Below are 605 nucleotides of genomic sequence, written 5' to 3'. Positions count from 1 at the left end.
ACTCAGCGGTATTTGGCGACGTAATCGGTCATGGTGGCCAACTGGTAGCGCGACACCTCATGCGCGGTCTCGTCCTCGGCGAACACACTGGACACCATGACCGTGTCGGGCCGCTCGTAGAAACCGATGCCAGCCAGGCCGGAGAAGAACTCGTCCCAATCGATGTCGCCGTCACCGATCTTGAGGTGCTGATGCACCCGCACCGGATTCCCCGGCGGATTGGTGATGTACCGCAGGCCATGGCTGCGGTGATGGTCCATGGTGTCGGCCACATGCACCAGCCGCAGCTTCTCCCCCGCGGTCCGGATGATCTCGGACATGTTGCCACCCATGTGATAGGTGTGGCACGCCACGTACACCATGCCGATGTTGGGCGAGTTGACTCCGCGGATGATGCGCAGCGCTTCCAAGCCGTCCTCGACGAAATCGTCGGGGTGCGGGTCGATCCGCACGTCGAGACCTTCACGTTCGATGATCGGCAGCAGTTCTTCCATGGACCGGAAGAACGCCCGCTCGGACTCCTCGGCCTTCTCGGGTCGGCCGGAGAATTCGGTGTTGATCACGTTGACGCCCAGGTCGACGGTGATCTCGATGACGCGTTTCCA

General features: G+C 62.0%; 1 protein-coding gene. It reads right to left on the bottom strand.

What is annotated here, in order from left to right; translation table 11 throughout:
* Positions 1–2: 2 nt before the first annotated feature.
* Positions 3–605, bottom strand: a 603-nt coding sequence (locus tag A5784_RS28115; RefSeq protein ID WP_064948156.1) for a sugar phosphate isomerase/epimerase family protein, incomplete at its 5' end; no start/stop codon positions are given.

The sequence above is a fragment of the Mycobacterium sp. 852013-50091_SCH5140682 genome, from assembly GCF_001665685.1.
GTDB lineage: Bacteria > Actinomycetota > Actinomycetes > Mycobacteriales > Mycobacteriaceae > Mycobacterium.
The sequence above is the reverse complement of the archived record's forward strand: the minus strand, read 5'-3'. Positions and strand labels throughout refer to the sequence as shown.